The following is a 24511-nucleotide window of genomic DNA, read 5'->3' on the forward strand; positions in this document are numbered from 1 at the left end:
CGAGCGGGCGGTCGCCCTCGTCCCCCGTCGGGGGCGACCGCCATCCATTCCTAACCGCCGTGGACGTCCCGCAGTTCGTCGAGCCATCCGTACAGGCTGGGGTCCGCGTCCAAGGTGTCGGCGAGCAGCTGCGCCCCGATGCGGCGGGGCATGCCCGGTTCGAGCCACCGGTGCCCGTCGGGGCACGCCATGTGCGACGGGTCCTCGCTGTGGTCGTCGAGGTCCAGGCCGATGAGTAGACGCTCCCGGGCGTCGCATTCGGGGCAGGCAACGGGCTGGCCCGTGACGCCGAAGGACGGCTTCGGGAGCGGCCAACGGAGTGCGGGAGGTGTGCTCATCGGGTGCGGCTCCTGTCGGACTGGCGGATGGCTTCCTTGATGTCGTCGGCCATGGCGGTGGCGAACCGCCGCCGCTCTGCGGGGGTCGGGATGGTCATCGTGTTCACGGTCATGTCGACCGCGACGGTTGTGCCGCCGCCCTGTCGGAGCAGCTGCTCGAACATCGCGGTCTGCTGCGCGTCGAGGACCCGCTCAGGGCGGCCAGTCGCGTTGACGGCCATCGTCGCGCCGGGCTGGAGAAGGCCACCCGAGTCGTACTTCGCGGCGGGTGCGAAGCCCCACCGGCTGGTGAACATCGAGTTGTTGTAGCCGCGGGCGGACTTGCCCATGTGGACGCCGGCGCCGCCGGACGATTCGACGTTCATTCCGGCGAGGGTGCCCGCGGTGTGCCCGACGCCCGCGTTCGTGATGCCGATCATGAACGGGCTGTTGAGGTTGCGGACCCAGCCGGACGGGCCGTTGTTCCCGACGAACGCGCCGGTCGCCCACCGGCGGTGCGGGCGCTCCCCGCGGATCACGGACTCGATCGCGGACATGAGACCGGAGCAGTCCCAGGACGGGTTGCCGTTGCCCGCCCACTGATACGGGAGGCCATCCTGGGTCTTCACCCACGACAGGGCCCGCTGCACGGCAGGCCCGCCGACGGCTTTCTTGTCCTCGTTGCCGAACCAGCTGAGCATGCCGTCGACGGCCTTGTTGGCAAGGCCGCGCATCAGGTTCCCGATGCCGCTGGCCGGGATCTGCCCGATGAGTGGACGGACCAGCGCGCCGAGGGCCTTCTGTGCCGCGGACTTGAGGCCGCCGATGACCAGGTCCTTCGCCCACGACGCCGCTGAGGAGACGGCGCCGCCGATCGCTCCGGTGACCTTGCCGATGATGCCGCCGCTGGCGAAGTGCTGCGTCGGCCCCTGGTAGCGCTGGCGTTCTTCCTGCTGGGAGGGGTTCCCGCCGGTTCGGGTGGGCCGGTCCTGGCCGAGCATGGCGTCGATGCCGCGGTGTCCGCCGAGGTCTTTGACCTGCTGGTTGGAGAGGATGCGTTCGCCGGGGGTGAGCATCGCGGGGACGGTGTCCGAGTTTCCGCTGCCGGGAACGACGCCACCCTTGTTAAAGCCCAGTTTGATTTGCGGCAGGCTGATCTTTGAGGAGATCTTCCCGGCGATGGAGTTCCACATCTTGCGGATGCCGTTGTTGTAGACAGTGTTGACGACGAACCGGACCGGGCTGGCTATCTTCGATTTGATGCCGTCCCAGACCCTGCCGAGCGCATCCCGGAGTGTGGAGAATGCGGTAGTCATCGCCGACTTGAAGTCGCCGATCTTCCCCCGGACCGTGGTGAAGATCGACGAGATTTTGTCGCGGGCCCCGTTCCACAGTCCCGTCCACGTGTTCGTGATGGACGTGCGCAGCCCCGACACGGAGTCCTTGACGTTCTTCCACGCGCCGGAGATCGCCGACCGCAAGCCCGACCAGAACGAATCCCACTTCGCGCGGGCCGAGTCCCAGATGCCTTTCCACGTGTTCACCAGCCACGTCTTCAGCGCGGAGAAGATCTCCTTCGTCTTGGTCCACAGCTGCGTGAACCACGAGATGACCCCCCGCACCAGGTCAGGGATGATGCTGTGCCCAACCAGGGCGTCATACGCGTCCCGGAACGGCTTGACGAGGTACTTGTTGACCCATTCCATCGTCCCCGCGAACATGTCCTTCACGGCCTGCCACGTGCCCAGCACGATGTTCCGGAACGTCTCGGACTTGTTCCAGGCGTAGACGAGAGCCGCGCCCAGCCCAACCAGGGCCAGCACCACCACGCCGATCGGGTTGGCTGCCCACGCGGCGCTCAGCGCGGTCGTGACGGTCGTCAGCAGGCCCTGCGCCGTCGTCACCAGACTTGTCGCCAGAGCCCACGCCTTCATCGCGGTGACGATGGCGAGAACGCCCGTCGCGAGGGATCCGAACAACGTCGAGTGCTCCCCGATGAACGTGAAGAACGACGTCAACGGGCCCTTCACCACTTCGGCGAGGTTGGCGAACGCGTCGGCGATCGGCTTCACCATCGGGACCAACGCCTGCAGAGCGGCGCCGACCACGACGATCAGGGTGGAGGCGATCTCGTGGCTCATGCGGAAGATCGACGTCAAAGAGCTCTGGATCTCGGGGAGTGCCGTGACGCGCCGCAGCTCCGCGAACGCATCACCGAGTTTCGTGAGCGCGTCGCCGCCGCCCGCCGCTGCGGCGCCGAGGATGTTCTTCAACGCGCCGAACGCGTCCCCCAGCAGATGGCCGAACCGCTTCGCCATCTCGATGCCGTGATCGATGGCCTTCTCCAACCGGCCAGACTCGAACGCGTCAGTCAGCTTCTGTGAGATCCGATCCGACGCGCCGGCCATCGCCGTCGTGATCCGCGCGAACGCGGGCGAAGCAGCAACCGACAACTGGACGAACGCCTGCCCGAGCTGACCGGGGATCTTCTGCAACGGCCGCATGCCGTCGTTGAACCCGGCGAACATCCTGGTGAGCAGGCCCTGGTCGGCGAGTCGCGTGAAGGTGTCCATCAGGCCGCGCGCCATGCTGTTGAGGTTGTCGGCCATCCCCCCGAGCCCGACCCGCAGCGCGGGCAGAGCCGCCGTTCCCAGCCGGGTGACGGAGTCACCGAGGCCGCGGAACAGCCGGTCCTGCACCTCCATCTTCAGCGCCGAGAACGCCGGGCCCATGGCCCTGATGGAGGTGACGAAATCACGCGCGTTCGGCGACAACTTGGCCATCGCCTCCGCGTACTTGTTCGTCTGCGTCACCCCTTGCGACTGCGCGTTGTTCACAGCACGCTGCGCATCCGCGAGAGACTCCTGAGCCGCACGCACCTGCCGGGCCGCAGCAACCTGAGCATCCGCGACACCCTGCTGCGCCTCAGCCAGCCGCTCCTGCGCATCCCGGACGGACTCCGCGCCGGCCTTCGCAGTCTGCGCCGCCTCAACCTGCGCGTCCCGCACGTCCCGGGCCCGGTCGCCGACCGTGCGCTGCGCGTCCGCGACCTTCTGCTGCGCCGCAGTGACGGTCTCCGAACCCTCCACCCCGGCCGCGTTCGCCGCCGCAGTGTCCTCCTGCAGACGGGCCGTCTCCGTCCGCTGCTCCTGCAGCCGCTGGACGGCCCGGTCGTAACCGAGCTGCGCGCGCTCCAGGTCCGCGGCTGACGCGGCCGCACCCTTGGCCTTGACCGCGGCGAGTTCCTTCTCCGCGTCCTGCACGTCAAGGACAGCTTGGCGCTGGTCCAGCTCGGCGTCCGCGAGCCGGTTGTTCAGGTCCTCCAGCTGCTCGGCAGCTTCCTTCCGCGCCTCGGTCAGGTCCTCCTGCGCCTGCCGCGCGTCCCGCTGCGCATCAGTGAGGGCCCGCTCGGCATCCGCGATCCTCCGCAGCGCGGCCTGCCGGTCCGCGGCTGCCCGCACCTCGGCGTCCCGGACGTCCTCGGCTGCGTCCTTGACGCGTTTTTGTGCGTCGATGATCTGCCGGGCCGCGTCCGTCTGCGCCTCTTTCAGAGCACGGCTGGCCCGCGCGACGTTGATCTGCGCCTCGGCCACCGCGCGGGCTGCAGCAGCGGCTGAGGCGCCGCTCTGCCCGCTCTTGGCGCCAGCCGCCTTGAAAGCGTCACCGACACCGTTCATGCCGACCGCGAGGGTTGCCGCCGCGGTGACGAGTCCGCCGAGGGCTGGCACGGCAAGTGCCGCTGCCGGCCCGATCTGGATGATGCTCTGCCCGAGGGATGCGAGGGTGGGGAGAGCGGCCATTGCTGCGCCGGCGAGAGTGGAGAAGCGGCCGGTGAGTAGGCCGACGCCCCCGCTGGCGCCGCCGATGCTGGTGAGAATGCCCAGTCCGCCCCGGTCGACGTCGACGCGGACGTTGACGGTGCGGCGGCGGGTGAGGAGGGCCAGGTCGTCGGCTGCAGCCCGGGTGTCCGCGTCCGCAGTGATGCGGGCCGTGCGCGCCCTCGTCAGCAGTGCGAGGTCGTCTGCTGCGGCGCGGGTGTCGGCGTCTGCGGTGATGCGGGCGGTGCGGGCCCTGGTGAGGAGGGCCAGGTCGTCGGCGGCTGCCCGGGCGTCGAGGTCGGCGATGATGCGGACCGTGCGGTCCTGGGTGAGCATGTCGAGTTGCTGCTCGGCGAGTTGCCGGGCCGAGTCGACGAGCTGCGGCAGCACGTCGACGGTCTGGTCGGCGAAGTGCAGTTGGGTTTCGGCTGCGGTGCTGTCTACGCGGGCGGTGATCTTCGCGACGCGGTCGCGGGTCAACAGTTTCAGGTCGTCGGCTGCAGCCCGGGTGTCGAGATCCGCGGTGATGCTGACGCTGTGCTTCTTCGACTTGAGCCGGGTCATGGCCGTGTCGTAGGCGGACTCGTCGGCGGTGACCTCGACGTAGCCCTCGGCGATGCGGAACGCGCCGGCCATCAGACAGCCACCGCCTTCACGCCATCGTCGGCAAGCAAGGCAGTGAGCGGGGCGCCAACGACGTCGGCCAGCGCGTCGGCGACCTCGATCGGCGGCTGTGCGGCGCCGCGTTCGTACGCGTACACGCTCCAGCACGTACGCCCGACCCGGGCGGCGACCTGGTGCACAGACAGGCCGGCCCGGCGGCGGGCGGCGCGGAGTTGGAGTCCTGAGAAATGGCGAGCCATGGCGGTTCCCGGTTTGCGGAGGGCTGCATTGGGAGTTCGGGCCGCGGCTCAGATCACGGTGAGCATCACGCTCGGGCATCACGCCCTGTGATTCATCGGCCAGGACACCGCTGGATACGGTGCTGGTTGGAACGATACTCCAATCATCCTTTGAATCGAAGGTGTGATGTGTGTCTTGCCTTCGAATCCTCACCGCGGGGATCCTGTCTGGCATGGCATCCACCTCGCCCCGCTGGGCGCACCTGCCGATCGGGCTCGGCGCCATGCTGCGCGCGGCCCGCCACAAGGCCGGCCAGTCTCAGGCGGCCCTCGCGGCATCCGTACGAACCACAGAGTGCGTCCTACGGGCCGTCGAGGCAGAGCTCCGGCCGCCCTCCACGGAAGTCGCCGAGCGACTCTGTGACGCGCTCACGCTGGACCCGTGGCAGTCCGCGGTCCTCCTGGCCGTCGCGGTCGACGAGGCCGCGCTCAGGACCCGTCGCGGAGTTCGGCACGTCAACCGCCGAGGCGCACCGCCGCCGTCCGCACGGACGCCGAGCCCTGCTCTGACGTGACTGTGCCCGGCCCCATCGTGGAGCCGGGCCAGGTGGAGTGCGTCGTCCGCGACGCCGCCGCCTACAGCCCCGTGCCTGCGACCGGGTTGTCCTCCCACCGGTCCGAGTCTTCGAGGTAGCCGAGCAGGGCGCGGGAGCCGTCTGCCCATCCGCCGTGCCGGCCGATACGGACGAGGTCGTGGCCAGCCTTCCTCGCCGCCGTGGCGAACCCTCGGCGCAGACTGTGCCCGGACCACTGACCCTCAAGGCCTGCGGCCTCGGCGGCCCGCTCCACAACCTGCGCAGCAGCCTGTGCAGTCAGTCGACCGGTGCTGTCTCCGATCGGTCGTCCATGGCGGTACATCGGCGGTGCGATACGCCCGTGCCGGTCGATGCGGACGAACAGCGGGCCCTCGGACCGGCCTGCCTCCACCATCGCCTGGCGCAGGGCACGGACCGCCCGCACGGGACACGTGGCCAAGCTGGATCCGTACGGGATGGCGGTGTCCGTGAACGCCTTGATCTTCTTCCGATACACGGAAGCCTCGATGCCGTGCTCGGTCTCCGGCACGTCCGCCAGGTCGAGGGCGACCAGCTCGGACACGCGGGCCGCCGACGCGAACCCGAGAAGCAGCAGTGCGGCATCCCGTCGGCCGATGAGGGTGTCGCGGTCGAGGGTGGCCAGCATGGCGCGCAGCGCCGAGGGCACGGCCGGCTGCGCCTTGCGTGCCTTGGCCGCCGGATCCTTCGCGCGGGCGAGGCGGTCGCGGTAGCCGCGCAGCACGATGCGCGCGCCCTTGGTCGACGGGGGTGCGAGGTTCGCCGCGGCGTGCGCGGTGCGGATCGCGGCGACGGCCCGCTCGATGGAGCTCGGGGAGTACGGGCGGCCGGTCCGCGGCCTCGGTGTGGTCGTGAGTGCGGCGACGTACTCGACTACGGTCTCGGGCGTCGCGGGCAGCGGCCGGTGCCCGGTGGTGGCGCACCAGGCGGTGAACGTCTCCCAGTCCGTGGAGTAGGCGCGGCGGGTGGAGTCGGCGGTGCCGGCGTCGAGGGCGTCACGGGCGGCGCCGGACAGTGGCTGACTGTCGTTCAACATGCCTGCGGGTGACGCTTGGTTCTGGACCGCGACCTCGTAACTCTGGCTCATAAGAAGGAACATTATCAGTAGTCAGACTGCACTCCTGGGGACCGCAGCCATCAGCGCCCGATGCTGACGCTCGGCTGCTTAACACCCGTCCCGTAGGCGGTGAACACCGTCCAGGTGCCCGGGTACTTCGGATTGCTCCCCTGGCTCGCAGTGACCCTCAGGCCAACGATCGCGTCCGCACCCTTCGCCCTGGCCTGCTCGCGCAGGTTGGACAACGCCTCCTCCAGTCCGTTAGCTGACGACGACCAGACGAGCCACGCCCTGGAAGGCTGAGCAGTTGTTGTAGGCACCACGTCGGTTGTGTAAATCTCCATGCGCTCAGCTTCAACCGGGCCCTGGCGCCCCGCGAGTGCAGTTGAGCTATCGGCGCTCCCTGCTACTGCGGCTTGCAGAGGTCAAGCTGACCCTCGCAAGCCGACATAGACGGATCCCGCGCATGACTGTGCCCGGCCTCCGTGGGGAGACCGGGCACAATTCAGCACGCGGTGAATATGAGCCCCGCTGCTACACCACGAACCGGCGGGCCTGCTCGGCTACCGCCCACGAACCACCCCGATGAGCCGCCTGCGCCGACCGGTGCCCAGCCTGCTGCCGCGCCCGCTCCCGCCGCGCGTACAACTCGGCCGTGCTCACCGGCTCCTCACCGTCCTCGAGGTCTCCCTCCTCCTCGGCGTCCTCGAACTCCTCGTCGTCGACGACGTCCTCCGGCTCGTCACCCGGCACCCACTCACCCCGCGCCCGGGCATCGTTGCGGCGGGCCTGCTCACGCAGCGCCTCGTCCGCGCGCCATCCGGCCGCCGCACGCTCCCCGTAGATCTCGGCCGTCTGACGCCCGTCCCGCTCCTGCCCGGCCGCCGCGCGCTCCGCTTCCCGCGCCCGAAGTCGCTCGGCATGCTGCGCCGCCGAACCCGTCACGCTGTATCCGTTCGTACCCATGGTGTTTCCTCCTGTAGTGATCAGCAGCCCGACGGCGCCGGGCTGACGTTCTCGAACGCGGACTCCGCGAGGTGCCGCAGCTTCGCCGCGTGCCGGACGGCGAGGCCCCTATTCCGGGCCGCCGCCAGTTCGGCGCGGCGCCGCTTCTCCCGCTCGGCCTTGATGCGGGCCTGCTCGATCCGCTCCCGTACGACGTCCTCGACGTTCATCCAGGACCACCCGCCTCTTTGTGCGCCGCCACTTCACGGGCCAGCGAACGAACCACCGCCCGCCCCACCCGCCGACGGACCTCACTCTCCGGCGTGCCAGCCGGAACGCGCACCCGTACCTGCCGCGTCCCACCGCTCGCCGACGACGCCGGAGCAAACCGCTTCTCAGCCTCCGTCAGCCGGTCCATCAGCGCCGCGCCGTCGAGCGGCTTCCGCCCGTACAGCGCCGTGAGTGCGGCCAACTCCTCAGCGAACACCGGCTGCTTGCACCAGGTGCTCACCGTGGCCGCCGACACCCCCGCCGCCTCCGCCGCAACCCGCTGCGACTTCCCCGCAGCCAGCCACAACAAGGCCGTCACCCGGGCCTGAACGTTCTTCGTAGTCACCGCTGGAGTTCCTTCCTCTGTCTGCTGATTGCGCCGTCTGGGCCGTCGAGCTCCGGGATGTACGGCCGGCCGCGCGGGCAAGCCCTTGTGCCGCGCATCGGTGGGAGTCGGGACGCCTTGACGCCGTGCTGCTCGGGCAGCAGCCAGTCCATGAGGAACCAGCAGCGGCGCCATGAGGTCGTTGGGCTCATGCCGAGCTGAACGGCCGCCTGCTTGTACGACATGCCGCGCCCGTAGACGAGTTCGGCGACGGCCAGCCCCTGGGTGACCTTGGTGTCGAAGCTGAGTCGGAGGTGTGGGTAGGGGCCGCCGCGTCGGGGTTTGATCATCTGGGTTTCACCTTCTTCGTGGGGTTGGTGGGTGGGTGTTGTTGCTGGTGGTGTGGGGTCGGGGGTGGGCTGGGTGTGGGGTTGCATGGGGTCGGCCTGCTCAGAGCCCGTGTATGGGGTCGGCGACATGGCTCGGTCATGACGAGGCCGGCGCCCGGCGGGCGACCTTTTCCGCCGTCTCCTCTGGCGTGGGGTCCGGCTCTCCCGGACCGAGGATTTGCCAGAAGTCGGGGTGGCTGTACGCGGGTGCAGCTTCACCCTCGACGACAAGTGCGGCGACGACTTCGCGGGATCCTGTGCACGTCACAGAGTCTTCGGTCCGGGTGTCGTACTCGACTTCTTCGCGGATGAGCCAGCCGGGCATCGGCTCGACGATGGGACCGAGGGCGGTTGCGAAGGCGATACGCCAGCCGGGCGGGGCGGTGCGGAAGTCGACGGTACGGAACCTGTAGGTGGTGGCCATTACTTCCTCCTGTGGGACGTGGTGGGCCAGTTGCGGGAGTCGCGGAACCAGGCAGCGAGGAGTGCGGCCTGTTCCCAGCCGAGGCGGCGGTAGAGGGTCTCGGCTTCGTCGCGGTAGGGGCCGGGGTCGGGTCGGTCGTAGACGTGGCCGCGTACGGCGGTGGCGATCAGGGTTGCTCGGGTCCAGCCGTGTTCCTCAACGAGGGCAGCGGCGACTGCTCGGAAGAGATCAGGTTCTTCGGTCACTGAGGCCCCCGGGATTCGTGGGACTCAGCGCGACCCACGCGTCCCCCTTTAAAGGGGGGGGACACGGGACGCACAGTGATGACCGAGTCCGGGACGCAGTGGGACACGGTGGGACACGGGACACAGAACAGTGATTACGCTGGTCAGAGACTTATCGACCGTGTCCGAGACCTTGAAAGGGGCGGCGGGAACCCGAAGCCGTCGGAATTCAAGATCCGGGACACGGTCAAATGCCATCTGACCTGTGCGTTTCCAGAATCGCACCGGTGTGGACTTCATGATCCGGGACACGGTGGGACACGGTCGCGGGCAGACAGGGAGCCTCACTCCGCACCCTCCTCAGCCCTCGGTGCCGCTCCCGGAATCCTGTGCAGCTTCGAGCCCCGCGGCCCCGGCTCCACGACGAGACGCTGCGCGTCCACCAGCGCGGCCGTGGCGTACCGGACATCGACCCCGCGGCCCTTGACCCGCGCCTCGATCTCCCGCGTCGTCAGGGGCTCCGGGGCGCCCTCCACTGCGGCGACGATCGCCGCTTGGAGGCGGGTCTCCTCGGCGGCCTCCCGGTCCGCCTTCGCCTTCTCCAGGTTCGTCTCGTTCGGCGCGTACAGCACTGCTTCCAACAGGTCTGGCTCCGTGGCGTCGACGACCAGGTCGGCGAACCAGTACAGCCCCGAGTCGTGCGGCAGTGATTCCTTGCGAAGCTGGCCGGGGCGGTCCTTGGCGATGCGGATCCGCGACTTGCCCTTGACGCCGATACCGAACGGCTTGACGTTCTCCATCAGGTACATCACGCCGTTGAGTCCGTTGAGCTTGTGTACGCCGCCGATGGCGTACCGGCCACGGTTGTCGGCCGACTTCACGACGTGGTCGAGCGTCACCACCGCCGGGCCCGCGTCCTGTAGCGGACGAAGGACCCGCCGGCCGAACACCGCGACGTCCTTGTTGTCGTTGATGTTGAGCCCATGCAGCGACATGCCTTCGGTGACGCCGTCGACAACGGCAAGCGTCGGCCCTAGTCCGAGTACTTCCTTGAGGTCGATCAAGTCGGCCAGGCTCAAGGGCTCTTCGGGGCGGATGTAGTGGAAGCGCTCCAAGATGTCGTCGATGCCACCGCCCATCTTCAGAAGGCGACCAACCACGCCTGCGGCTTCGTCCTCGAAGTCCATGTAGACGATGTGGTTCCCACGGTTCAGCTCTTGCAGGACCAGCACCAGGGCGAACCAGGTTTTCCCCGCCTCGGACTCGGCCGCGACCGTGCTCATCCGGCCGGGGTAGAGCACTCCGACTCCGTCGGCCCGTGCCCCGACCGTTGGCAGGACGGGCTTGTACATGCCGTTGACGAATTCCGACAGGTCTTGGGCCCGCCAAGACCGGCGCGACTGCCCACCGGCCTGCGCGGGTTCGGTCTGCCCAGACTCCTCGGGCCACGGCTCGCCGCTCAGCGGAGGCAGGAAGTCGTGCCCGAGCTCGCCGCCGTAGTGGGTTGGCTCGGTCATGTCGCACGGACGGCCGTCGCTGGTCAGGTGGGCGCAGAACCGCGTGGAGTCGAACGAGGTGGTCACGCGCAGTTCTCCTGTGCCTTGTCGGGCAGGTCGACCTGCTGGCCGTCGACCAGGTGCCTGCGCCAGCCGGGGCGCCCGGGGATAGCGACGGCCGGCCATCCGGCCGCGGCTTGTACGGGCCTGGCGGGTTGGCGGGCGCCTGCGTCGAGTTCGGCGAGCGTGCGTCGGCTGGCCAGGGGTTCCCGGTTGCGGGTCGCGTCGCGGAACCAGGTCATCAGTTCTTCCTCGTCCCCGAACTTCCGCCATGCTTCGGCGGCGGTGATGATCGCGGCGTCCCTGCGGGGGTCAGTGCTGGGCAGTTGCCGCCACGCGGTGGACCCGTACTTGGGTGGGTCGTCCTGGCCGTCGAGGAGCTGCGTTACGGCGCTCGACGCCCACAGCGCTACCGGGTCGGTGTCGGTGGTGCCCGTTACGCTGCTGGTGCCGCGGTTGGGCGTCGCGGTCTTTTGCGCAGGGCCCCGGGTTTCCGGGGCCCTGTTCTCTTTGATCACGTGCGTGCGTCCTTGCGTCGCGAGGCGAAACCGGCGCGTGCGGGTTGTCGGTTCTGTCGGCTTCGCGAGTCGGATTGGATGCGCGGGTTGGTGTGGTGCGGGTGTTGCAGCCCCGCCCGGTTGCTCAAGCCGGGCGGGGCTGGGGTCACTTACGGCCCTCGGTGACAGCGGCGATCCGCCGGGCCTCGGCCTCACGGTCGAGCCGGGCAACCTCCGGGTCACCCTCGAAGTCGCTGGCCGCGGTCTCCTCCGCGAGGTCGACCACCGCCTCCAGCTGGTCGACGAAGCTGCGCATTGCCTCCAGCGCGTTCCGTGCCTTGGCCGGGGTGAGGCTGCCAACGGTGGTGCCGTAGCTGAGCCACACTTCGGTGCGGCGCCCGTAGGCCTGCGGCCGGTAGTCGGAAACGACCATCTGCGCGGCGAGGAACGGAACCTCCGCGTTCTCGCTGGCCGTGTGCTGGTCGTCGATGTCTCGGAGCGTGGTTTCGACCGGGGTGGTGGTCCATGCGCCGATGCCCTCGTCGAGGACCAGGGTGGTCTGCTCGGTGCTCAGCTGCGGTGCGGGGGCCGTGAGGCGGGCGATCATGCCAGCGGCGATCTGTGCTGCCAGTGCCGGGGCGTTCTTGCCCGGGAGGGCCTTCCGTACGGCTTCGTCGACAGCTGCGGGCAGTGCGGCGAGAAGGTTGATCCGGTCGACGTGCCCGTCGGCGCGGGTGTCGTCGGCCTGCAGCTGCTCGGTGCGCTGGCGCACCTCCGGCTGCGGGGTGGTGCCGGTGCCGGTCGTGAGGGTCTGTGCCATGATGCTGCTATCCGTTCTGTTGGAGCCCCGGTCTGCTGTGGTAGGTGCGCCGGGGCTTCGGCGTTTCGTGGATCGGATAGGCCCCCGGCGCAAGGTGTTGACGCACCTGCTGGGGGCCGCTCTCATGCGGCGCTCTCGGCCTTCTGCTCGCCGTTCTGCTCGGCGTCCAGGCGCTGGACGTACTCGCGCAGAGCGTCGGCCGGCACGCGGCGGGCGCGGCCGATCCTCACGCTCCGCAGCTCGCCGGACTTGATCAGAGCCTTCGCAGTGGTCAGTCCCACTCCGAGCTGCTGCGCGACCTCATCGGTCGGGTACAGGATCCGGGTCATGCCATCTCCATGAGTAGGTAGCGGCGAGTATGCGTCTCCGCTTGCTCGCTTCGACTCTAGAGGGTCGCTGAAGGTCGCGCAAGTATGTGGCGCCGCCTTCTCACGCGCGTGGCGCCACTTGCTCACGACGTGGCGCGCTGTCATGCTCGGAGCCATGGCTCTTGGGATTGATCAATGGAACGTCGAGGTGCGCCCCTGGGGATGGCTGCGCCTACGGGAGCAGTCAGGAGGTGGGCCGTCGGTCTTTCTGCACTACCAACTCGCCGGCCCGTCGAGTCAGGAGCGCCTTGAACTTCAGTCCGTTGTGATGCGCAGCGGACGCGACGAAGCCCTGAGCGGACGGATCTGGCGGCGCATCCCCCTGTCACAGATCGAAGAGACCCTGACCTCTCTGCTGGTGCAGTTGCCGTTCAACGCACCCACCGAGAGCACCGCCCTCCGCGCCATGCAGGCCCGCGAATCCTTCATGGAAGGCTCCGACCTCTCGGACATCGAAGCGCCGCCGACCCTCGACGAGTTGGACAGGTACTTCGACGCAACCGAGGACATCGCCACGGTGTTCTTCAACCCCATCCCGAGCAGCTCACTGGTGAGCGACGGAGGTGAAGGGCTCCCGACAGGGAAGGTCCCGCAGATCACACCGCCCGAGGGGCGAATCACAGACGACTTCCTTGGGGACGTGGCCGAGGCGTACCGGTGGTTCACCGAGGCGAAGAGGCCCCCGGCGCCGGCCATTTCAGAGATTTCCGGGGCCCCGGTCCGCACGGTGCACCGTTGGATCTACGAGGCGCGGAAGCGCGGCATTCTGCCGCCCGCGCGGACTGGGAGGGCAGGATGAGCGGACGCCGCAGCAACGGTGAGAGCAGCGTCTACTTCTCCGAGGCAGACGGGAAGTGGCACGGATGGGTGACCGTCGGCACCAAGCCGAACGGAGCTCCGGATCGTCGCCACCGCATGGGCGCAGACGAGGACGTCGTACGCGCCAAGGTGCGCCAGCTGGAGCGCGAGCGGGACGCGGGCAAGACCCGGAAGGCCGGCCGCCCGCCGACCGTAGAGCAGTGGCTCACCACGTGGATGGACACGGCCTGCGCGCGCAAGGTGGCTGACGGGACCATGAGCCCGCGCACCCTGGACGACTACCGGTCGAAGTGCCGCCTGTACCTGTTTCCTGGGATCGGCCGCCACCGCGTCAACAAGCTGGAGGCGTCCCACCTCGACGCCCTGTACCTCGACATGATCAAACGCAAGCTGTCGTCGGGCACCGTGCTGAAGACGCACCGGATCATTTCCCGCGCGCTGAAGGTGGCCATGCAGCGGGACATCGTGGCGCGCAACGTCGCCACCCTCGTTGAGCCTCCCTCTGCGGCCGAGGGTGAGATCGAGCCCTTCAACCAGGCCGAGGCCCGCGCGCTGCTCGCCGAGGCTGCCGAGCGTCGCAACGGGGCCCGCTGGTCCGTCGCCCTCGCCGAGGGCCTGCGGCAGGGTGAGGCGCTCGGGTTGCGCTGGAAGTACGTCGACCTCGACAACGGCGTCATGAAGATCTGGTGGCAGCTGCAGCGGCTCACGTGGCAGCACGGATGCGAGGACGCGCACGCCTGCGGTGCCGCGCACCACCGGAAGGGCTGCAAGGCGACGTGCAAGCAGCACGCGAGACTGAAAAACGGGTGCCCCAAGCCGTGCCCCAAGGGCTGCACGGCACACGCAAAGACGTGCCCGGAGCGTACGGGCGGCGGGCTGGTGTTCCGGGAGCCCAAGGGGAAGAACAAGCGGCTCGCACCGATCCCGCCCCCGCTGGTCCCGCTGCTGAGGGCGCACCGCGCGGAGCAGCTGCGCGAGCGCCTGGCGGCCGGCGAGTTGTGGGAGGAGAACGACCTCGTGTTCTGCCAGCCCAACGGGAAGCCGATCGATCCGCGCATGGACTGGGAGGAGTTCAAAGACATCCTCACGTCTGCGGGGCTGCGGGATGCGCGGGTGCACGACAACCGTCACACGGCCGGCACTCTGCTGATCGAGTCGGGTGTCTCGCCGCGGGTCGTGATGGAGCTGCTCGGCCACAGCTCGATGCGGATGATGACGCGCTACACGCACGTTGCGTCGGTCCTCGCAAACGATGCGGCGAAGCGGATGGGGGACGCACTATGGGGGTGAACGGACGTTCTATCGCAACTAGCGATGCAACTGGGCCGGAAACAGAACAGCGGCTCCCCGAAGGAAACCGCTGGTCAGAGGTGGAGCCGCCTTCGGGATTCGAACCCGAGACCTACGCATTACGAGTGCGTTGCTCTGGCCATCTGAGCTAAGGCGGCGCGCTGTCGGCACCATGGTGCGATCAGCAACGCCGGTAAGTCTACACAGTTTCCGAGGGTGCTCTGAACCAGCCCCGGAGGCGGGGCCCGTAGGGCTGGCAGAGGCGACAGGCAGGGGTCGGCCCGCCTCGGGCAAGGGCGCTCCCGGGGCTATGAACAGCGCTTACCGTTCGTCGGAGGGGTGCCCCGGAGCAGGTACGTGTTGATGGTGGAGTCGATGCAGGCGCTCCCGCGGCCGTACGCGGTGTGGCCGTCGCCCTCGTACGTGAGGAGGCGGGCCGAGGAGAGCTGGGCGGCCAGGGCACGGGCCCAGCGGTACGGAGTCGCCGGGTCGCGGGTGGTGCCGACCACGACGATCGGGGCGGCGCCCTTCGCCTCGATGCGGTGCGGCTCGCCGGTCGCCCGCACCGGCCAGTACGCGCAGTTCAGGGACGCCCAGGCGAGGCCCTCGCCGAAGACGGGGGACGCCTTCTGGAAGGCGGGGAGCGCCCCGCGCACCTCGTCGGGGGTGTCGAAGGCCGCTGGGAGGTCCAGGCAGTTCACGGCGGCGTTGGCGAACATCAGGTTGGTGTAGCCGCCGCCGGCGTCACGGTCGTAGTAGGTGTCGGAGAGGGCCAGCAGACCCGCGCCGTCGTTCCCCTTCATCGCCGAGGTCAGCGCCTCGCGCAACCGCGGCCACGACCCCTCGTCGTACATCGCCGCGATCACACCGGCGGTGGCGAGGGCCTCGCCCAGCTTGCGGCCGTCCGTGCCGCCACCCGGGATCGGGTGGGTGTCCACCTTCCTGAAGAAGGCCTTGAGGTTCCGGCCGACCTCGGTGGCCGTCGTGCCCTTGGTGCCCAGCGGGCAGTCCCGCCGCCGTACGCAGTCCTTCGCGAAGGACTGGAACGCCGTCTCGAAGCCCGCCGTCTGGTCGAGGTTCAGCCGTCGGGCCGGGAGCGACGGGTCCATCGCGCCGTCCAGGACCAGTCGGCCCGCCCGGTCGGGGAAGAGGCCCGCGTACGTCGCCCCGAGGAACGTCCCGTACGACGCTCCCACGTAGTTCAACTTGGTGTCGCCGAGCGCCGCCCGGACGATGTCCATGTCCCGGGCCGTCTCGACGGTCGACACGTGCCGCAGCAGCTTCGGCGAGTCCGCCCCGCAGCCCTCGGCGAACTTCCGGTACGCGTCGACGAGTTCGGTGGTCTCCCGCTGGTCGTCGGGCGTGTTGTCCGTCTGCGTGTACGTGTCCATGTCCCGCCCGCTGAGGCACGTCACGGGCTCGCTGCGGGCGACGCCGCGCGGATCGACCGCGACCATGTCGTAGCGGGCCCGGACCCGCGCCGGATAGCTGATCCCCGCGTACGCCTGGAGGTAGTCGATCGCCGAGCCGCCCGGGCCGCCGGGATTGACGAGCAGCGAACCGAGCCGCTTGCCCTGGCCGGTGGCCTTCTTGCGGGCGACCGCGAGCCGGACCTCGCCGTCGGCGGGCTTCGCGTAGTCGAGCGGCGCCTTCAGCGTGGCGCACTGGAAGCCGGGGACTTGGCAGGAGTGCCAGTTCGGTTTCTGGTCGTAGTACGAGGCCAGGACGGTGGGGGTGGCTCGCGGCAGTGCGGCGAGTGCCGCCTGGGCGGCGGCACCGGCGGTCGTCGCACTCCCCGCGGAACAGGCCGAACTGGCGGAGACCAGGATCGCGGCGACAGCCACGAGAACACCGCCGGTGCGCGCTTTGCGCGTGCGGGTGAGGGCTCTGCGCCTTGGGCGATACGGGTGGGGCGGGTCGGTCCGGTCCGCTGTCGTGCCGGGGCGAGGGCTGCGCCTGATGTACATCGACCGAGCGTAACTCTGTGCGGTGAATCAGACGCGTTCCGTACACGCCATGCCTCGTACGAGGGACGTCGTCAACCTTCAGTCGTCGGGCCGTCGGCGGCTGAGCCCGCTCCGGGTGCACCCAGGCCGTCGGCGGCTCAGCCCGCTCTGAGGGTCATCGTCATCGCCTCCACCGCCAGCAGCGGCGGCACATTGCGGTCGAGGGCATCGCGGCAGGCGGCGATCGCCTCTATACGGCGAAGGGTGGATTCCGGGGAGCTGCCGCGGGCGATCCGCTCCAGGGCGTCCTCGGCGTCGGCGTTGGCGATCGCCAGCCGGGAGCCGAGCTGGAGGGCGAGGACGTCGCGGTAGAAGGAGGAGAGGTCGGTGAGCGCGAGGTCGAGGCTGTCGCGCTGGGTGCGGGTCCTGCGGCGCTTCTGCTTGTCCTCCAGCTCCTTCATCACGCCGGCCGTGCCGCGCGGCATGCGGCCACCCTGGGGCGCGCCCATCGCCGCCTTGAGTTCCTCGGTCTCCTTGCCGTCCCGCTCCTCGGCGAGTTGCTTGGCGTCCTCGGCCGCCGCGTCGACGAGTTCCTGTGCGGCCTTGAGACACCCGCCGACGTCGTCGATGCGCAAGGGCAGCTTGAGGACCGCTGCCCGGCGCTCGCGGGCGGCCGGGTCGGTGGCCAGGCGGCGGGCACGGTCGACATGGCCCTGGGTGGCGCGGGCGGCGGCCATCGCGGCGGCCGGCTCGACGCCCTCCCGTCGTACGAGCATGTCGGCGACCGCGTCGACGGAGGGGGTGCTCAGGTTCAGATGGCGGCAGCGGGAGCGGATGGTCGGCAGGACGTCCTCGATGGAGGGAGCGCACAGCAGCCACACCGTGCGGGAGGCGGGCTCTTCCACGGCCTTGAGGACGGCGTTGGCCGACTTCTCGTTCAGCCGCTCCGCGTCCTCGACGAGGATGATCTGCCAGCGGCCGTTGGCGGGCGAGGTGAACGACTTGCGGACGGTGTCACGCATGTCGTCCGCCAGGATCTGCGAACCGACGGCTGCGACGGAGCTGACGTCGGCGTGGGTACCGACCAGCGCCGTGTGACAGCCGTCGCAGAACCCGCAGCCCGGGGATCCGCCGAGGGCCCGGTCGGGGCTGACGCACTGCAGCGCGGCGGCGAAGGCCCGCGCCGCCTGGTTCCGTCCCGCTCCGGGCGGTCCCGTGAACAGCCAGGCGTGCGTCATCTTGGACGCCTCGGGCGGCGGCGCGTCCGCGGCGGCCGCGGTGACCAGGGCGTCGGCGTCCCGAGCAGCGGCGGCGAGCTGCTCGCTCACCTTCTCCTGGCCGACCAGGTCGTCCCAGACGGTCATGCGTCACCCCGCCCTTTCGTCACGTTCGCTGCACGGGGTCCATTGTGAGGGCGACCACTGACAACGAGCGCCGACAGTGGGAGGAGAGGCGCGGGCGGAACGGCACCGGCGCCGCCCCGGCGGCCTCGGCCCGGGCGGGCGGAGCTCAGCCCCGCCGCCCCCGGCCGCGCCGGCCACGTCCCTGCTCGGGCTCCTCGTCGTCGCGGGGGCCCAGCAGTTCGTCCGCCAACGTCGGCAGGTCGTCCAGCGGCGTCTCCTCGGCCCAGTCCGACCTGGCCCGCCGACGAGGCACCCCGTCCTCGTCGAGCTGCGGCAGCTCGCGCGTACGGTCGTCGCCGACGTCCGGCCGGGCCGTGCCCTGCTCGTCCCGGAAGAAGCCCGGCGGCACCCGGTCCGACGGAGTGTCGTCCTGGACGGGAGGCAGTACGGCCGTCTCGTCCGCCGCACCCGGCACCGGAGGCAGCACCGCCGTCTCGTCCGCGGCGCCCGGCGGGACCGGCGGTTGTGGCAGCTCGGTCGTCACCTCGGAGTCGGGACCACCCGTTTCAGGGCCGTGATCACCAGCGTTCTTGTCGTCCCGCACCCTCGGCAGGACCGCCGTCTCGTCCACCGGCCCGCCCGAGGCGTTCGTCGGTGTCACCATCGGTGTCGCCACGGTCGCCGCGTCGGGCTCGGCGTTCGGCGCCGACCGCCGCGACTGCCCGGAGCGATCCGAACGCTCAGACCGATCCGTACGCCCGAACCGATCCGACGGCCCGGCCTGCCCCGACGGCCCTGACGTGTCCGCTCCCGCAGCGCCCCCCTGCGGCGCGGCCGTCCTGGGCCCCGCCTCCGCTGCGGCCGCCGCCTGCTCGGCCAGGCGTCGCGCCTCCTCGGCCCGCAGCAGCGCCTCCTCGGCCTTCTGCTGCTTCTCCAGCCGCCGCGCCTCGGCCTCGGCCCGCAGCCGGGCCTCTTCCTCGGCCTGCTTGCGGCGCCGCTCCTCGTCGGCCTTCCGCCGGGCCTCTTCCTCGGCCCGCGCCTTCTCCTCGGCGAGCAGTCGCTGCCGCTCCTCCTCGGCACGGCGACGCGCTTCCTCGGCCCGCAGCCGCGCTTCCTCCGCCTGCCGCTCGGCCTCGCGCCGCTGCGCCTCCTCCAACTCGCGCCGCTTGCGCTCCTCCTCCTCGGCGCGCAGCCGTTCGAGCTGCTCCTGGCGCTCGCGCTCCAGGCGCTCCTCCTCGGCCTTGCGGGCGGCCTCTTCCTCGGCCTTCCGGCGGGCCTCCTCCTCGGCCTTCTTGCGCGCCTCCTCCTGGGCCTTCACCTCGGCCTCGGACAGCGGCAGCATCTGGTCGAGCCGGTGCCGGACGACGGTCGTGACGGCCTCGGGCTCCTGGCCCGCGTCCACCACCAGGTAACGCCCGGGGTCGGCGGCGGCCAGCGTCAGGAACCCGGAGCGCACCCGCGCGTGGAACTCGGCCGGCTCCGACTCCAGCCGGTCCGGCGCCTCGGTGAACCGCTCGCGGGCGATCTCCGGCGAGACGTCCAGCAGCACCGTGAGATGAGGTACCAGCCCGTTCGTCGCCCAACGGTTGATGCGGGCGACCTCGGTCGGGGACAGGTCACGGCCCGCCCCCTGGTAGGCGACGGAGGAATCGACGTACCGGTCGGAGATCACGACCGCGCCCCGCTCCAGGGCGGGACGCACCACCGTGTCCACGTGCTCCGCACGGTCCGCCGCGTACAGCAGCGCCTCCGCGCGGTGCGAGAGCCCGGCGCTCGACACGTCCAGCAGGATCGACCGCAGCCGCTTGCCGACCGGTGTCGCGCCCGGCTCGCGGGTGACGACGACCTCGTGGCCCTTGGCCCGGATCCACTCGGCGAGCGCCTCGGCCTGGGTGGACTTCCCGGCCCCGTCGCCGCCCTCCAGGGCGATGAAGAAACCGGCCGAGGCGGGCGCCGTCTCCGGGTCGTCACCGCCGAGCAGCGCGTCCCGCAGGTCGTGGCGCAGCGGGACGCCGGAACGGTCGTCGACCTTGGCCAGAACCAGCGCGGCCACCGGCAGCAGCAGCGCGCCGACCAGCATCAGGGTGAAGGCCGCGCCGCCGTGCGCGAACAGGAACTTGCCGTTCTCCAGGCGGTGCGGGCCGATCGCCGCGGCCACCAGGGGCGCGACCACCACGCCGAGCGCCACGCAGACGCGGACGACCGCGTGCAGGTGCTCGGTCGTCCGGGCCCGCCGGTACTCCTCGGTCTCCTGGTCCAGCAGGGTGTGCCCGGTGTTGGCGGCCACGCCCGCGCCGACTCCCGCGAGGGCGAGGATCAGCAGCACGGTGGTGACGTCGGGGACGAGTCCCGCGGCCAGCAGGGCGACGCCGGTGAAGGCGATCGCGAGCGCCAGCAGCCGGCGCCGTGACAGCGTCGGCAGCAGCGCGGGCGCCGTGCGGATGCCGACGACCACTCCAGTGGTCAGGGCGCCCACCAGCAGGCCGTAGAGCACGGGGCCGCCGCCCAGGTCCTTGGCGTGCAGTACGGCGACGCCCACGGCGGCCGCGACCGCTCCCGCGATGGCCGCGCAGGCCGGCACCAGCAGCGGGATCGCGCCGGTGCGGCCCTTGTCGACGCCGGTGCCCGTCTTGGGTCGGCGCAGTCCCTCCAGCGGCGAACGCGCGCGCGGGGTGTGCGTGTCGGGCAGTTCCAGGTAGGTCAGCACCGACAGGGAGGCGGCGAACAGACCGGCAGCCACGTACGACGCGAGGGCCGCCTGGTGCTGGGAGAACCAGTCGATCCCCGAGCCCAGCAGGTTGTTGACCAGACCGGCGACGACGAGCACGGCGGCCGCGAGCGGGATCGCCACAAAGGTGGTCCGCAGCGACAGGCGGCGCAGGGCGTCCATGTGGTCCGGCAGCGGTCGTACCGTCGCGCCCTCCGGCGGCGGGGCCGGCAGCAGGGCGGGCGCCGCGCTTTCCCGGCACACCGTCCACAAGCGCTCGGCGACACCGGTCACGAAGGCGGTGACCAGGAGGATCGCCAGCGCGTTCTTCGGCGTCCAGTCGATCCACAGGGGCGCCACGATGAGCGTCGCGGCGCGCAGCCCGTCCGCGCCGACCATCGTCCAGCGCCGGTCGAGCGGGCCGTCCTGGGAGGTGAGTGAGGTGAGCGGGCCGAGCAGCACGGCTCCGAAGAGCAGCGTCGCCAGGACGCGCACCCCGAAAACGGTCGCCACTGCGAACGCCACGCCCCGGTAGCCACCGCCGAACGAGCCCTCGGCGATCGCAGCCTGGAGGGCGAGAACAACGAGAACCAGAAGCGCGAGGGTGTCCCCGACACCGCCCACGAGTTGCGCGCTCCACAGCCGTTTCAGCTGCGGCCGGCGCAGCAGGGCGCGGACGGCGCGCTCGCGGGAGTCCGCGACCAGGGCGTCGTCGGGGGCCGGGTGAAGGGCCGTTGGCTGCTCGGCTTGGGTCATGCTTTCAGCCTATCGGGACGTACCGACAGCCCGGAGCGCCCGCCCGAACGTACGCGCGCCCCGACACCAAAGTGATGCCGGGGCGCGTTCGTTTCGCGAAGCCGCGGTGAAGAAACGCGGGAGAACCGAGGGTGGCTCAGTCCTCCGTGGCCGCCTTCGAAGCCGTGGCCTTCTTGGCCGTCGTCTTCTTCGCGGTCGTCGTGGTCTTCTTCGCGGTCGTCTTCTTCGCGGCCGTCGTCGTCTTCTTCGCCGCGGTCTTCTTCGTCGCCGTCGCCTTCTTGGCGGGGGCCTTCTTCGCGGGCGCCTTCTTCGCCGTCTTCTTGGCGGGCCCCTTCGCCCGCTTCTCGGCGAGCAGTTCGAAGCCGCGCTCCGGGGTGATCTCCTCGACGCTGTCACCGGAGCGCAGGGTCGCGTTGGTCTCCCCGTCGGTGACGTACGGCCCGAAGCGGCCGTCCTTCACCACGACCGGCTTCTGGCTGACCGGGTCCTCGCCCAGCTCCTTCAGCGGCGGCTTGGCGGCGGCCCGGCCCCGCTGCTTGGGCTGGGAGTAGATCTCCAGCGCCTCTTCGAGGGTGATCGTGAAGAGCTGGTCCTCGGCCTGCAGCGACCGCGAGTCCGTGCCCTTCTTCAGGTACGGGCCGTAGCGGCCGTTCTGCGCGGTGATCTCCACGCCCTCGGCGTCCGTGCCGACGACGCGCGGCAGCGACATCAGCTTGAGGGCGTCCTGAAGGGTCACGGTGTCGAGGGACATCGACTTGAACAGTGAGGCGGTACGCGGCTTGACGGCGTTCTTGCCGGTCTTCGGGGTGCCCTCGGGGAGCACCTCGGTGACGTAGGGGCCGTAGCGGCCGTCCTTGGCGATGATCTGGTGGCCGGTCAGCGGGTCGGCACCGAGTTCGAAGTCACCGCTCGGTTTGGCGAGCAGTTCCTCCGCGAACTCGACGGACAGCTCGTCCGGGGCGAGATCCTCGGGCACGTCCGCGCGCTGGTGGTTCTCGGAGTCCTTCTCGCCGCGCTCGACGTACGGGCCGTAGCGGCCGACCCGCAGCACGATGTCGGCGCCCACCGGGAACGAGGACACCTCACGCGCGTCGATCGCGCCCAGGTCGGTCACCAGTTCCTTGAGGCCGCCGAGGTGATCCCCGTCGCCGTTGCCCGCGTCGGCGGCACCGCCCGGGCCGGCGCCTTCGCCCTCGGCCTCGCCGAAGTAGAAGCGCCTGAGCCACGGCACTGCCTGCGCCTCACCGCGGGCGATGCGGTCGAGGTCGTCCTCCATCTTGGCGGTGAAGTCGTAGTCGACGAGCCGCCCGAAGTGCTTCTCCAGGAGGTTGACCACGGCGAAGGACAGGAAGGACGGCACCAGGGCCGTGCCCTTCTTGAAGACGTAGCCGCGGTCCAGGATCGTGCCGATGATCGACGCGTACGTCGACGGACGGCCGATCTCGCGTTCCTCGAGCTCCTTGACCAGGCTGGCCTCGGTGTAGCGGGCCGGGGGCTTGGTGGCGTGCCCGTCGACCGTGATCTCCTCGGCGCTCAGCGGGTCGCCCTCGCCCACCTGGGGCAGCCGGCGCTCGCGGTCGTCCAGTTCGGCGTTCGGGTCGTCAGCGCCTTCGACGTACGCCTTCAGGAAGCCGTGGAAGGTGATCGTCTTGCCGGAGGCGCTGAACTCGACGTCCCGGCCGTCGGCGGCGGCGCCACCGATCTTCACCGTGACGGAGTTGCCGGTCGCGTCCTTCATCTGGGAGGCGACGGTCCGCTTCCAGATCAGCTCGTAGAGCTTGAACTGGTCACCGGTGAGGCCCGTCTCGGCCGGGGTGCGGAAACGATCACCCGAGGGGCGGATCGCCTCGTGCGCCTCCTGCGCGTTCTTGACCTTCCCGGCGTACGTGCGCGGCGAGGCCGGCAGGTAGTCGGCGCCGTACAGCTGCGTGACCTGGGCGCGGGCGGCGGTGACCGCCGTGTCGGACAGCGTCGTGGAGTCCGTACGCATGTAGGTGATGAAGCCGTTCTCGTACAGCTTCTGGGCCACCTGCATGGTCGCCTTCGCGCCGAAGCCGAGCTTGCGCGAGGCTTCCTGCTGGAGCGTGGTCGTACGGAACGGGGCGTACGGCGAGCGACGGTACGGCTTCGACTCGACGGAGCGCACCGAGAACCGCGTGTTCTCCAGAGCGGCGGCCAGCGCGCGGGCGCTCGCCTCGTCGAGGTGGAGGGTGTTCGCGCTCTTGATCTGTCCCAGCGAATCGAAGTCGCGGCCCTGCGCGACCCGCCTGCCGTCGACGGTCTGGAGGCGGGCGACCAGCGACGACGGGTCCGACGAGTCCCCGGCGCGGCCGGTAGCAAAGGTGCCCGTCAGGTCCCAGTACTCGGCAGAACGAAACGCGATGCGCTCGCGTTCCCGCTCCACCACGAGTCGGGTGGCGACCGACTGGACGCGGCCGGCCGACAGGCGCGGCATGACCTTCTTCCACAGGACCGGCGAGACCTCGTAGCCGTAGAGACGGTCGAGGATGCGGCGGGTCTCCTGGGCGTCGACCAGCTTCTGGTTCAGCTCGCGCGGGTTGGCGACGGCGGCCTGGATCGCGGCCTTGGTGATCTCGTGGAAGACCATCCGCTTGACCGGGACCTTGGGCTTGAGCACCTCCTGGAGATGCCAGGCGATCGCCTCGCCCTCGCGGTCCTCATCGGTGGCGAGGAAGAGCTCGTCGGAGTCCTTCAGCAGGTCCTTGAGCTTCTTGACCTGGGCCTTCTTGTCGGCGTTGACGACATAGACGGGCTGGAAGTCATGGTCGACGTCCACACCGAGGCGTCGGACCTCGCCGGTGTACTTCTCGGGCACCTCCGCGGCGCCGTTGGGGAGGTCGCGGATGTGCCCGACGCTCGCTTCGACGACGTAGCCGGGGCCGAGATAGCCCTTGATCGTCTTCGCCTTGGCAGGCGACTCGACGATGACGAGTCGGCGGCCGCCCTGTGCGGTCTCGCTGGTCGGGGACAACTTCGCTCTTCTCTCCGGTCGACGCTGGGGTCTCTCCCCAGGCCTTGGTCCCGGGGTCGGGTCATGCTGACGCTGCGGAGTGTGACGGTACATCCCGCCCCCGTGTCAAACGGGAAAAGCCCGCAACGGCCACTCGAACGGTAACCCGACTACCGCCATTCCTGCCGCCCGGAGTGCCCACCGGCCTTTCCG

General features: G+C 70.2%; 22 protein-coding genes and 1 tRNA gene. 3 read left to right on the forward strand and 20 right to left on the reverse strand.

From position 1 onward, the window contains the following. Positions 1 to 50: 50 nt before the first annotated feature. The 3 genes from ABZ027_RS08320 to ABZ027_RS08330 are packed head-to-tail and all read right to left on the reverse strand — an operon-like array spanning position 51 to position 4998. On the reverse strand, positions 51 to 338 hold the full coding sequence (locus ABZ027_RS08320) for a hypothetical protein (protein ID WP_356765671.1): 288 nt from the start codon (positions 336 to 338) through the stop codon (positions 51 to 53). Further along, the gene (locus ABZ027_RS08325) at positions 335 to 4771 is read right to left on the reverse strand and encodes a hypothetical protein (RefSeq protein WP_356765673.1); all 4437 of its coding nucleotides are present in this window, start codon (positions 4769 to 4771) and stop codon (positions 335 to 337) included. The genes ABZ027_RS08320 and ABZ027_RS08325 overlap by 4 nt, the downstream gene beginning before the upstream one ends. Then, entirely contained in the window at positions 4771 to 4998 is a 228-nt protein-coding gene (locus ABZ027_RS08330; RefSeq protein WP_356765675.1) for a helix-turn-helix transcriptional regulator, read from the reverse strand. Before ABZ027_RS08330 ends, ABZ027_RS08325 begins: the two co-directional genes overlap by 1 nt. Before the next feature lie 212 nt (positions 4999 to 5210). On the opposite strand from ABZ027_RS08330, the gene ABZ027_RS08335 reads away from it, so the two are divergent. After that, on the forward strand, positions 5211 to 5552 hold the full coding sequence (locus tag ABZ027_RS08335; RefSeq protein WP_356765677.1) for a helix-turn-helix transcriptional regulator: 342 nt from the start codon (positions 5211 to 5213) through the stop codon (positions 5550 to 5552). A gap of 61 nt (positions 5553 to 5613) precedes the next feature. On the opposite strand, the gene ABZ027_RS08340 is transcribed toward ABZ027_RS08335, so the two are convergent. The 12 genes from ABZ027_RS08340 to ABZ027_RS08395 form a co-directional block, all read right to left on the reverse strand. Continuing rightward, the gene (locus tag ABZ027_RS08340; protein ID WP_356765679.1) at positions 5614 to 6627 is read right to left on the reverse strand and encodes a site-specific integrase; all 1014 of its coding nucleotides are present in this window, start codon (positions 6625 to 6627) and stop codon (positions 5614 to 5616) included. A gap of 101 nt (positions 6628 to 6728) precedes the next feature. Beyond that, positions 6729 to 6992: a heavy metal-binding domain-containing protein gene (locus ABZ027_RS08345; RefSeq protein WP_356765681.1), complete on the reverse strand. Its 264-nt coding sequence runs from the start codon at positions 6990 to 6992 to the stop codon at positions 6729 to 6731. Between the two features lie 190 nt (positions 6993 to 7182). After that, on the reverse strand, positions 7183 to 7614 hold the full coding sequence (locus ABZ027_RS08350) for a hypothetical protein (protein ID WP_356765683.1): 432 nt from the start codon (positions 7612 to 7614) through the stop codon (positions 7183 to 7185). 20 nt (positions 7615 to 7634) lie between these two features. Then, complete coding sequence (locus tag ABZ027_RS08355; protein WP_356765685.1) at positions 7635 to 7823, reverse strand: hypothetical protein; 189 nt, start codon at positions 7821 to 7823, stop codon at positions 7635 to 7637. Continuing rightward, complete coding sequence (locus ABZ027_RS08360) at positions 7820 to 8209, reverse strand: hypothetical protein (protein ID WP_356765687.1); 390 nt, start codon at positions 8207 to 8209, stop codon at positions 7820 to 7822. The genes ABZ027_RS08355 and ABZ027_RS08360 overlap by 4 nt, the downstream gene beginning before the upstream one ends. Continuing rightward, positions 8206 to 8538: a hypothetical protein gene (locus ABZ027_RS08365; RefSeq protein WP_356765689.1), complete on the reverse strand. Its 333-nt coding sequence runs from the start codon at positions 8536 to 8538 to the stop codon at positions 8206 to 8208. The genes ABZ027_RS08360 and ABZ027_RS08365 overlap by 4 nt, the downstream gene beginning before the upstream one ends. Before the next feature lie 136 nt (positions 8539 to 8674). Continuing rightward, positions 8675 to 9001 (reverse strand): hypothetical protein, encoded by a 327-nt coding sequence (locus ABZ027_RS08370; protein WP_356765691.1) that lies wholly within the window; start codon positions 8999 to 9001, stop codon positions 8675 to 8677. Then, positions 9001 to 9246, reverse strand: coding sequence for a hypothetical protein (locus ABZ027_RS08375; protein WP_356765692.1), 246 nt, complete (start codon positions 9244 to 9246; stop codon positions 9001 to 9003). The genes ABZ027_RS08370 and ABZ027_RS08375 overlap by 1 nt, the downstream gene beginning before the upstream one ends. Positions 9247 to 9569: 323 nt before the next feature. Continuing rightward, on the reverse strand, positions 9570 to 10808 hold the full coding sequence (locus ABZ027_RS08380; RefSeq protein WP_356765693.1) for an AAA family ATPase: 1239 nt from the start codon (positions 10806 to 10808) through the stop codon (positions 9570 to 9572). Continuing rightward, on the reverse strand, positions 10805 to 11299 hold the full coding sequence (locus tag ABZ027_RS08385; protein WP_356765694.1) for a hypothetical protein: 495 nt from the start codon (positions 11297 to 11299) through the stop codon (positions 10805 to 10807). Before ABZ027_RS08385 ends, ABZ027_RS08380 begins: the two co-directional genes overlap by 4 nt. A 145-nt stretch (positions 11300 to 11444) precedes the next feature. Beyond that, positions 11445 to 12098, reverse strand: a complete 654-nt coding sequence (locus tag ABZ027_RS08390; RefSeq protein WP_356765696.1) for a hypothetical protein — start codon at positions 12096 to 12098, stop codon at positions 11445 to 11447. 122 nt (positions 12099 to 12220) lie between these two features. Beyond that, complete coding sequence (locus ABZ027_RS08395) at positions 12221 to 12427, reverse strand: helix-turn-helix domain-containing protein (protein WP_356765698.1); 207 nt, start codon at positions 12425 to 12427, stop codon at positions 12221 to 12223. Positions 12428 to 12569: 142 nt separating this feature from the next. On the opposite strand from ABZ027_RS08395, the gene ABZ027_RS08400 reads away from it, so the two are divergent. Then, a complete protein-coding gene (locus ABZ027_RS08400) occupies positions 12570 to 13265 on the forward strand; it encodes a hypothetical protein (protein WP_356765700.1) in 696 nt (231 codons plus the stop codon). Beyond that, positions 13262 to 14575 (forward strand): tyrosine-type recombinase/integrase, encoded by a 1314-nt coding sequence (locus tag ABZ027_RS08405; protein WP_356765702.1) that lies wholly within the window; start codon positions 13262 to 13264, stop codon positions 14573 to 14575. Before ABZ027_RS08400 ends, ABZ027_RS08405 begins: the two co-directional genes overlap by 4 nt. An 81-nt stretch (positions 14576 to 14656) precedes the next feature. Here the strand turns inward: ABZ027_RS08405 and ABZ027_RS08410 are convergent. The 5 genes from ABZ027_RS08410 to topA all read right to left on the reverse strand — a co-directional run bounded on the left by ABZ027_RS08410 (position 14657) and on the right by topA (position 24319). Beyond that, positions 14657 to 14733 (reverse strand) — tRNA-Thr (locus ABZ027_RS08410). A 150-nt stretch (positions 14734 to 14883) separates the two neighbouring features. Beyond that, a complete protein-coding gene (locus tag ABZ027_RS08415) occupies positions 14884 to 16542 on the reverse strand; it encodes an alpha/beta hydrolase (RefSeq protein WP_356765704.1) in 1659 nt (552 codons plus the stop codon). Positions 16543 to 16679: 137 nt separating this feature from the next. Then, positions 16680 to 17885 (reverse strand): DNA polymerase III subunit delta', encoded by a 1206-nt coding sequence (locus ABZ027_RS08420; protein WP_356765706.1) that lies wholly within the window; start codon positions 17883 to 17885, stop codon positions 16680 to 16682. A gap of 145 nt (positions 17886 to 18030) precedes the next feature. Then, positions 18031 to 21327, reverse strand: coding sequence for a dTMP kinase (gene tmk, locus ABZ027_RS08425; RefSeq protein WP_356765708.1), 3297 nt, complete (start codon positions 21325 to 21327; stop codon positions 18031 to 18033). Positions 21328 to 21463: 136 nt separating this feature from the next. Continuing rightward, complete coding sequence (gene topA / locus ABZ027_RS08430; protein ID WP_356765710.1) at positions 21464 to 24319, reverse strand: type I DNA topoisomerase; 2856 nt, start codon at positions 24317 to 24319, stop codon at positions 21464 to 21466. Between the last annotated feature and the right edge of the window lie 192 nt (positions 24320 to 24511).

The sequence above is a fragment of the Streptomyces sp. NPDC006332 genome, from assembly GCF_040612855.1.
Lineage (GTDB): Bacteria > Actinomycetota > Actinomycetes > Streptomycetales > Streptomycetaceae > Streptomyces.